At 33.5% G+C, this 9,087-nt stretch carries 13 protein-coding genes; all 13 read right to left on the bottom strand.

The features are described 5' to 3' along the window. Window positions 1-60: 60 nt before the first annotated feature. Window positions 61-675, bottom strand: coding sequence for a major tail protein (locus GVY01_RS01805; RefSeq protein WP_051009442.1), 615 nt, complete (start codon window positions 673-675; stop codon window positions 61-63). Then, entirely contained in the window at window positions 675-1,082 is a 408-nt protein-coding gene (locus tag GVY01_RS01800) for a hypothetical protein (RefSeq protein ID WP_017636893.1), read from the bottom strand. The genes GVY01_RS01805 and GVY01_RS01800 overlap by 1 nt, the downstream gene beginning before the upstream one ends. Further along, complete coding sequence (locus GVY01_RS01795; protein ID WP_017636894.1) at window positions 1,079-1,480, bottom strand: hypothetical protein; 402 nt, start codon at window positions 1,478-1,480, stop codon at window positions 1,079-1,081. The genes GVY01_RS01800 and GVY01_RS01795 overlap by 4 nt, the downstream gene beginning before the upstream one ends. Beyond that, window positions 1,477-1,842 (bottom strand): hypothetical protein, encoded by a 366-nt coding sequence (locus tag GVY01_RS01790; protein WP_017636895.1) that lies wholly within the window; start codon window positions 1,840-1,842, stop codon window positions 1,477-1,479. Before GVY01_RS01790 ends, GVY01_RS01795 begins: the two co-directional genes overlap by 4 nt. Then, window positions 1,826-2,122 (bottom strand): hypothetical protein, encoded by a 297-nt coding sequence (locus GVY01_RS01785; RefSeq protein ID WP_017636896.1) that lies wholly within the window; start codon window positions 2,120-2,122, stop codon window positions 1,826-1,828. Before GVY01_RS01785 ends, GVY01_RS01790 begins: the two co-directional genes overlap by 17 nt. Window positions 2,123-2,139: 17 nt before the next feature. Continuing rightward, a complete protein-coding gene (locus GVY01_RS01780) occupies window positions 2,140-3,330 on the bottom strand; it encodes a phage major capsid protein (protein ID WP_017636897.1) in 1,191 nt (396 codons plus the stop codon). A 63-nt stretch (window positions 3,331-3,393) separates the two neighbouring features. Next, window positions 3,394-4,263 (bottom strand): head maturation protease, ClpP-related, encoded by an 870-nt coding sequence (locus GVY01_RS01775; RefSeq protein WP_017636898.1) that lies wholly within the window; start codon window positions 4,261-4,263, stop codon window positions 3,394-3,396. After that, window positions 4,244-5,410: a phage portal protein gene (locus GVY01_RS01770; RefSeq protein ID WP_070452448.1), complete on the bottom strand. Its 1,167-nt coding sequence runs from the start codon at window positions 5,408-5,410 to the stop codon at window positions 4,244-4,246. The genes GVY01_RS01775 and GVY01_RS01770 overlap by 20 nt, the downstream gene beginning before the upstream one ends. Window positions 5,411-5,430: 20 nt before the next feature. Next, window positions 5,431-7,092 (bottom strand): terminase TerL endonuclease subunit, encoded by a 1,662-nt coding sequence (locus tag GVY01_RS01765; RefSeq protein ID WP_159333617.1) that lies wholly within the window; start codon window positions 7,090-7,092, stop codon window positions 5,431-5,433. Further along, entirely contained in the window at window positions 7,089-7,448 is a 360-nt protein-coding gene (locus GVY01_RS01760) for a hypothetical protein (RefSeq protein WP_017636900.1), read from the bottom strand. The genes GVY01_RS01765 and GVY01_RS01760 overlap by 4 nt, the downstream gene beginning before the upstream one ends. A gap of 201 nt (window positions 7,449-7,649) precedes the next feature. Further along, complete coding sequence (locus GVY01_RS01755) at window positions 7,650-7,919, bottom strand: HNH endonuclease (protein WP_225307056.1); 270 nt, start codon at window positions 7,917-7,919, stop codon at window positions 7,650-7,652. Window positions 7,920-8,102: 183 nt separating this feature from the next. Beyond that, entirely contained in the window at window positions 8,103-8,534 is a 432-nt protein-coding gene (locus GVY01_RS01750) for a hypothetical protein (RefSeq protein WP_017636902.1), read from the bottom strand. 108 nt (window positions 8,535-8,642) lie between these two features. Further along, window positions 8,643-9,017 carry an SA1788 family PVL leukocidin-associated protein gene (locus GVY01_RS01745; protein ID WP_017636903.1) on the bottom strand — a complete coding sequence of 125 codons (375 nt, stop codon included), beginning with the start codon at window positions 9,015-9,017 and terminating at the stop codon, window positions 8,643-8,645. Window positions 9,018-9,087: the final 70 nt, after the last annotated feature.

Raw genomic sequence — 9,087 nt, 5'->3', positions numbered from 1 at the left:
AAGAGTTTTATTTTTGTATACAAAAATAGGCGACCTTTGACAGTCGCCTTAAATCATTAATTATGCAGTTGGTGTTGATACTTCTGTTTTAGAATCATAAGCACCTAGTAATAAACGTTTGAAGAATTCTGACTCATCATCATCTTTAGACTTAGAATCAAAAATGATTTTACGTTTGTCGTCGCCGATACGATGCATTGCAGTACCTTCAACTTCTTCTTGAGAGAATTCCCATTTATCTTCTGCAGTTTGACCTTCCATTTTCGGTTCAGAGAACATAACTTTAGTTAAACCGACACGTTGGAATGAACCATCACGACGTTCACGTTTAAACCAAACAGCAACATAGTTACTTTGTTTACCTTTTAATTCTTCATAGATACCATTTTCGTCGTAAACTTCATTGAAGATAATTTCTCTAATTTCTTGTGGGAATGCATGCATAGTTAAGTTAATTGAAGCTTCACCATCAGTTGTACCTGATTCAATGATACCGCCGTCTGCATAAGCGTTAACGATTTCTCCACCAGATTCAACAGAAACTTCTTGTAAACCTCTTGTTTGAGTTACTTTTTCGTAAACCATATTATCTACTTCATCTGTAGTTAATACTGCGAACCCTAAATCCTTAATATTAATATATGAACGTGGCGTTTTTGCTTGTTTGACCATAATTAATTTTCCTCCTTATAAAAAATAGCCTCATATCGTCTCGTTGAACGATACAGGCTAAAGTCCTTATTATATTCATTGCCTAAGTTTGTTACTTGGCTAGCTTTTAATTCTTTCCATAATAAATCACTAATCAATTGCGATATTTCGTTTCTTCTTAGTCTTGCATTGTAATTATCAGAGTATTTGACAAACACATCGATTTGAACGATATAGCTATAAGCATATCTGTCTCCATCAATATACGTTTCAGGTATAGGGTCGTCAAAGTCATCTAACACAATATAGGGCTTTATGATGTCTTGTACATCAGGGTAATCATTAAACTTAATGTTATCTTTATCTACAAGTCGCATCAAAGCGTCATTACTAATTAGCTTTTCATATATAACATTTAGTATATCAATCATAACGCTTTTTCCACCTCTTCTTGAATGACTTTGTAAAAAGTGTTTCTTGCACTTCTGATAGCCTTATCTATCGCTCCCATACCTTTCGGCTTAATAAACTTGCCACTTTTATTGTGAAAACCTTTTTCGTTTAAATGAACAATAGCATATCTGTGTTTTTCACCTTCCCAATACAAGCGAATGGATCGTGTACCATTTTCCCACATTGGTTTAGATAGTTTTACTTCACCATACTCAGCACCTGTATCTCTAAAATAACGAATATTAGCTTTAACCGCTTCAAGTATCACTTTACCTGCTGCAATTAAAGCCTCATCGTATATCTTTCGCATTCTCGTCTTATTGAACTTTTTCTCAAGTTCTTTCATCACTACTTTTTCATCAAATTTTATACTCATGATGTTGTCACACCACCCAAAATCATTAAGAAATCTTCATTCTCAACATCGGGTTGTACTAATTTAATGTTTAAGTCTTGCGTAATGTAAGGCGATTCCACATTAATATAGTGCCTTTCTGATGGTATATATTGTCCATGAGTGTCTCTTATAAATACTTTTACGTCATGCTCTGTGCCATTAGCAATAGCATTTTGTAACTCTGTCATCTTCCATTGTGGGACGTATGCCCAACAACTGTATAAAATTTTCTTACGTTTAACGCCTGCCTCTGGACCTTTATTTGCTTGATACTCATAAAAATGAACTCTAGTATTTAACTTTTTAGTTGTTATGAATGGCTTCTTAAATGGTGTTCTCATGTGTACCACTTCCAGTCACATTATTCAAACCAAAGTTAATCAAATCATCTTGGTAATTATCATTGAAATACTCAAGCAAATCTTCATATGCATAACGTGATCTTGCAAAGACTAGGTCTTGGCCTTCTAAATTCTCATAGATGTTAAACTCACCAAATCTCGACACAAGATTACTGTATGACTTCTTCAAAAGATTTTTTAAATACTCGTCTTCTGTGTCATGTGAGATTTTGGTATAGTCTTTAAACTCATCTAACAAATCATCTGTGATGCGCTCCATTTACATCACCTCAATCCTTATGCAGTTGGCGTTTTACCGTCAGTTGTACCACCTGCTGCTGTTTGTGATTTAGGTCCAGTAGCGATATTTAAATCATAAACTGCAGAAGCTTTATTATCTGCTGGTTGACCATACGCAAATGTTTTAGCAGTGAATAATACTGCGTCTTCTAAAGCTAAAGTTTCATTAAATTTCTTAACTGTTAATCCGCCACCGCGAACTGCATCGTAACGATCAGTTACAAAAGCGACTAATTTTTTCTCAGGAACAAATTCAGACGCAACAACAGAAACATTATAAGGTAACACAGTGACAAAACCACCATTAGCAGTTAAGTATGTGTAACGTGCTTGAATATCCCATTCATCTTGAGGATTTACAACTAATGTTACTTTACCGTCAATTTTTAATTTCTTGCCTCTTGCGTCTACTGATAAGTTCTTCAATACATCTTTAAGTTCTAATACAGTTGTATCTGCATCAGCAAATGTTAAAGTACCTAACGATTGTTTATCAGTTACTGCACCATTATCTGAGTTAATATCTTTCATTAAACCAACAGGTTGTAATTTAGAGGCACCCCCACCATTGATAACTGCTGCTTCTAATGCTACTGAGATAGCTTCTTGAATTTGCGTACGTACGAAACGTTCAATCCAGTTAGGACCAAAGATTGATAAATCATCTGGTAATACTACAAAGCAAGTTAATTTGTATTGTGTGAAATCTTCTTCACGGAATGCAGCGTCTAATTGACCTTTAATTTCGCCAAAGATTTTACCCCATACCGCTTGACCTGCTGGGTCTGCTTTGATTACACGAGTTTTAATACCTGCATTTTGGAAATTAATTTTAGATAATAACGGATGTTCTTTTTGTAAATCATCAAACACACGTTCAACAACAGTCTCTGGTAAGATTTTGTCATCTGTATAGCCTACTTCATAATTAATTTCGTTAAAGAATTTACGTTCTTCAGAAGTTAATGGGTCTTGAGAACGTTTCGCTAAAATACCATTGTCAACAACACGGTTGTTAACTCTATCCTCGATTTCTTCTTGTAAGTCATTTGATAAAGCGTCAAACATAGCACCAAATGCTTTTGATTGTTCTTCATCACTTGCACCATTTTGCACTAAGTTAGCAAATTTTTGCTTGTGCTCATGATAATTTTTGAGCTTTTGCTCATTTTGTTTCATATCAGCCATATTTTTATTTCCTCCTTAATTTTGAACATTAAAAATAGCCTCCCGTTACTCACGAGAAGCTAGTTAAAATGTGAAACGATTGAATTTTTTATTTTGTGGTTGTTCTGGTGGCTTAGGTGGATTATCTTCATGTTCTTGTTTTGAATCATCCTTAACCACACTTTTAGCAACATCTTTTAACAAAGTAAAGATGTCATCTAACTTATCATTTACAACTTTTAAATCAATATCTTTTTCTTCAGGTTTCTTTTCTTCTTGTGGCGGTGTGTCTTGTTCTTGCGGTAAGTTGTCCGCGTTGTAATGTTTAAATTTATTTGGCATGTTCTTAAACTGCGCCTCCATTTCCGGTGAGATTTTTGCTGCTATAGGTGTTGCATTCTGAATTTCATCAATAAGTCCTAAGTTTTTGCATTCTTCGGCGCTTAACCATGTTTCTTCGTCTAACATCTTTTGAAGAAGCGCATGATCAATATCAGGGTTTTTAGCAACATAGCTATTAAATACTGTACTATTAATTTTATCCAAATCATCGGCTTGTTTTCTTAAGTCATTTGCATTGCCCATCGCAATAGTCCATGCATTATGAATCATCATCATACTATTAGATGGCATAACAACTTTATCTGCTCCCATAGCAATAACTGTCGCTATACTTGCAGCTAAGCCTTGTACATTTGCCGTAATATGTGACTTATGGCTTTTAATCATATTGTAAATAGCTATTCCGCTAAATACTGAACCACCTGGAGAATTAATATTTAAAGTAATATTCTCTACATCTCCTAAGTCTTTTAAAGCTTGATTAAACGATGTGGCACTTGTTTCAATATCGTTCATACGTTCATCTACAATTTCGCCATACATATCTATGCTAGCTGATGTAGGTGACGTTTTTTTAACATTGAAAAAGCCTTTACTCTTGTCCACTTGCATTAGTCTCACCTCCTTTAAATGCATCTGCAGTTTGAAGGTTTTTCGTGATGATAAATTTATCTAATTCTGGGTCATCGGCAGGGTCTTCGCCCGTCATGATTCGTACTTGATTTCGAGTAAATGTACCAGATGAAACTAACTTATCAATAGATTCTGACATTTGTAGTGGGTCTCGCTTATCGATACCTACGACTTTAATATGTTTATCTTCATTTAAATATTCTTGTTCATAGAAAAATTTTGAATTTAATTCAGATTCGATTTTTCGTAATAAAGGATTAATACAAAACTTCAAATATGAATCAATTTGTTTTTCTAGGTCTGCCATTTCGCCAATGACTAACGATGGTGGTACGCCTATCATTCTTGCTATATCTGTAAGTATAGTGCGCTTTAATTCTTCTAGCTCTTTAAACTCTTGAGTACCTTGTGAAGCGCCTTTACTAGAATGTTCTTCATATTCTAGGCCTTTTGTTAATGGTGCTATAGCTATAGAGTTGTTTTTAAATGCCTCAAACATCATATCTATATAGCCTTGTAGTTTTGCTCTTCCATCTTCAGCCTTAAATTGAGTGGTATCTATGTTTAAGACGCCTCTAACTTGATTATTCATCAGTTGCAAGTCAATCATGCGACCAAATATCTCGCCATAATCCTCAAATAAGCCTATCGAAAAGTCCTCAAGTTTTTGATTACTATAAGTTAAATAAATAACATCATCCATTGAAAAGAAACGTTTAAATTCAAAGTTGTTAACCATAACATTTATGAATTTGTGAGGGTATAGCCCCATATCATCATCTTTTACAAAATCATCAGCAACAAAAAAGTACCCGTCATCATTTTTTACGACAAGTACCTCATTATCTATGATTAATTTGTAAATAAACTTTTGCCAAAAATCGACTGCATTTTGATTTTTGTTCGGTTGTACATTTAATTTATAATGCAAGTCGTCTTTTTCTCGCTTATTACCTGTCATTACACGAAACTCACTTTGAGATATAGTTCTTGCAACCATTTCAATAACCGTATTTAAAGCAATTTGTTTTAAATAAGCTTTTTTACTTTTATCTTGAAGAAACTCAAGATCATACATCCACGACAATTCAGAATGCCGTTTAAATACAGTATCAAATAATCCCATTTAATTTGGACCTCCCTTCTTTAGAACCTTAAACCACGTAACAAGTCTATCTCATCATCTAAGTTAGAATCTTTTAACTCATCTGCTCTATATAACGCATGTATAAGCGCTTGAAAACCATCAGTTTTACGTCGGATAGGCTTTTTCTTTTCATACTCTTTGTTGCCGTCTTTACGAATCTTAACGGCAACATTCTGTGTATACCAACGCATGAGAGGATTATCTCCAAATATTAAATGACGTTGTGCAAACATGTCCTCAACACGTGGTGCTAACAACGACTGAATCGCTCTAGTATTTTTAATTACTTCATATTCAATACCTGCATCTTCAAATAAGGGTCTTAATAAATCCATTCTGAAGTTATCAGCTATTACTTTTTTTAGCCCATAGTTTCTTTGTGCTTCACTAAACCAATCAATAATATGTTTAGGGCTTATTGTTGGCTCATCTACAATTGTTAATAAGCCTCTTTCTTCCCATTCTTTAATAGGTGGCTTTAACTTATAAGTATCTAAAAATTCTTTTCTTGCAAATGAGTGAGTCTTCCAAATGTAATCTTCGCCTGAACGGAACAATAATCCAACTGCTGCAAAGTCTTTTAAACTTGCATAGTCTAAACCACCGATACATTCATTATTTTCTAAGGGCGGTATAGGTCGATTAGTCGCCATGATGTCGTCCCAAGGTGCTACAACACTTTGTGAATCAGTTTCAGGCATATTCATACGCTTTGTCATAAACTCTGGTCTATTAGATGGATTAAACTTAAGTCCTAAATACTGTTGATGTACTTCTTTGAAAAGTTGTTTACCGTAATCACTTGTAGGCTCTTCGAACATGGGATTCGCTTTTTCCCATTTTTCAGGTTGATCAAGTTCATCCTTATCATCAATCTTACAAATGAATGGGAATAATCTATCTTCAGGGCTAATACCTTTCAATACATTATCTGCACGTTCTTTCAATCTATCTAAAAAGCCTTCTCGAACATATCCATCTGTACCGATATAGAACGTTCTAGGATGCGCAACCTTACCTAAACCACTTCGTTTAATATTGATAACAGAATCTTTCTCATACCCATGAATCTCATCAAAGAAAATGCAACCCTCACGTGCACCGTCTTTTGTTTTTTCATTAGAAGTATCAAAAAGAAATTGCGATTTAGTTGATAGCCCTTCTACATAGACCTTACTTAAGTAAAAAGGGTTATTAGGTCTTTCAGCAGTTACATATAAATCATTGCCCTCAATCATTTCATATATTTCTCTAAAGCTAACCTGTGCTTGCTTTTCACTATTAGCAACCACTGACATATTGTATTTAGGTATGCCATGTAAAGGTGTCATAAAAAAAGCACCTAATGTGCTAATATAACCATTTTTACCTCCACCACGTGCCATTGAAATAAAGAACTCAGAGAAGTAAGGTGTCATTGTATCTTCTTCATACAAAAATACAAAACATGATATAAATTTTTGAAAATCTTGTAGTGGGAAAAACCATTTTTCACTAAACTTGATGTAGTCTTCAATTCGTTGTGTGTCAAAGTAAAGATCGTCACGTTGCAAAATGTTATCTTCTAAAAAAGATATTAACTTATGACGTTCTTTATTAAATAAAGCTTTACCTAATTTACCTTTTTCTATATAGTCTGTAACGTATTTAGGTATCTTCATGTTAAATCAGGTCCTTTCGCAGCTTCTTCTAATCGTTTTTGCTCTGCCTTCTTATCTAATTGGAATGATTTTTCCAATGCAAGTAATGAGCCACTGACTTTATTCTTCTCTGCAATAGCAGGGTTAGCCTTAACAAATTCTTGACTTGCGTTTTTAACAATTGTAATTGGACCTGACTGTTCAATATATACATCTAATGCATAGAAAAGTTTTAATAAGTTGATATAACGTTCTACTTTTTCGACTTCAACATTATTATTGGTGTCAATTTGTGACATTAGAAAGTCTTCTGAGTTATTTATCTTTTTAATTTGATTAGGTGTTAACTTATCTTTTAAATATTCGTCATTTTTCATTTGCCCTCCCCCTTTCATATTTATTTGAATTAGATAATATTTTTAATTGTCAATCCCCTAATGTATCTATTAAAGCTTTAAACTCGGATAATTGACCCAAGCGCCGGTTTCCGACAAATCCTTTAGGTATGGGATTCTTGAAACCGGGGGGGGGATTTTACAATTTTATTTGTATTGTATAATTTAATTATATAAATGTTTTTACCATTGTTCGTCATTAAATTTTATTTCTTTTCTGTTTGGATTAAATTCAAATCTACCATGTTTTTTATTATGATGATATTTGCATAAGGTTTGTAAGTTATCTAATTCATAAGCAAGTTCTGGATGAGTTTCTAATTCAAGAATATGGTCAACTTCTAATGACTGATGTTGATTGATTGTTAGCTTACCTTTTTCTTTACATCTCACGCATTCATAATGATCTCGTGCCAATACTTGCTGTCTTGTCTTTCTCCATTTGGCTCTCATGTAGAACTTACGGTTATTGTTCCTTATATCTATATACTCACTAAACTTGCTCACTATAATCACCTTGTGCATAACAAAAGACACACCACTATGTGATGTGCCTCTTATATTCTTATCGTATGACTATATTATAATGTTATTAATATAACTAATGCACATAACCTTCGATGTCTTCTATCTCTTCTATCTCTTCGATGTCTTCTCATCATAGTGTCCACGTTGTGCATCCATATACACACTGACTATCTCATTGATACATGCATAGAACTTAGAGTCACTATTAATCTCCATTAAGTCCTTAATAGTCTTATGCTTAACTCCTAGCTTTAGCATCTGTAATATGTGATAGTTCTTTTCATCTGTGATGTAGTCCTCATACTTATCTATGAACTCCATCTTCTGTAGTATCTTAATGTTACGTCGATACTCTCTATTCCTATCTAACACTTTGACTAATACCTTATCACCTGTACCACCTTTAGCTTTAGGCATTACTGCTTCTATACCATACTGTGCAGTAGATGTACTATCTGCATCATATACCTGTGCTTCAATAATATTACGCATCCACTTATAATTGTCTATCATGTTTCTTACTTCGTCACGTGTATACATCTACTACCTCCGTTACCTACATTTAGTACCAGGTACTAATAATAGTATAAATTATAAAGGTACTAGAGTAAATTAGTACCTTTACCTTAAATATATATATAATTAATTTTAAACTCTTTGCATTCTTCCATAGCAATCCTTTTTCAGTTTGACAAAAGAATTGTTATCCATTTGACTTTGTACATACTCTGAACGCCCATGTAATTGTCTTACTTTATATAGCCATGGTTTCTTTAGAGTATTTCGTGTGTCGTTACTTTTATCATTTTTATTAGCAATTTCTAAATTTTTTAAAGATTTATACTCAGCATATTGAGTACGGCTCATACCTTTAGGTACGTTAAACACTTCTTCTTCAGTCCAATTATCCCTTATTCTGTTACTAACAATACCATGATCTAAAGCATTATCTTGCATCTTTTGTAGTTCCAAGTTAGTTAGCTCTCTTTTTTCATTTTTAACTTTAATGGTAGTCTTTAACATTTAAAACATCTCCAGATTGTTTGTATAGTGTTTTTCATTTTATATCAAATCATGGTATTGAGCTACCCTA

This window comes from Staphylococcus sp. 8AQ (genome assembly GCF_902506595.1).
In the GTDB taxonomy this organism is placed as follows: domain Bacteria; phylum Bacillota; class Bacilli; order Staphylococcales; family Staphylococcaceae; genus Staphylococcus; species Staphylococcus pasteuri.
Note: the sequence above shows the minus strand (reverse complement) of the source record. Positions and strands in the feature narration are given on the sequence as shown.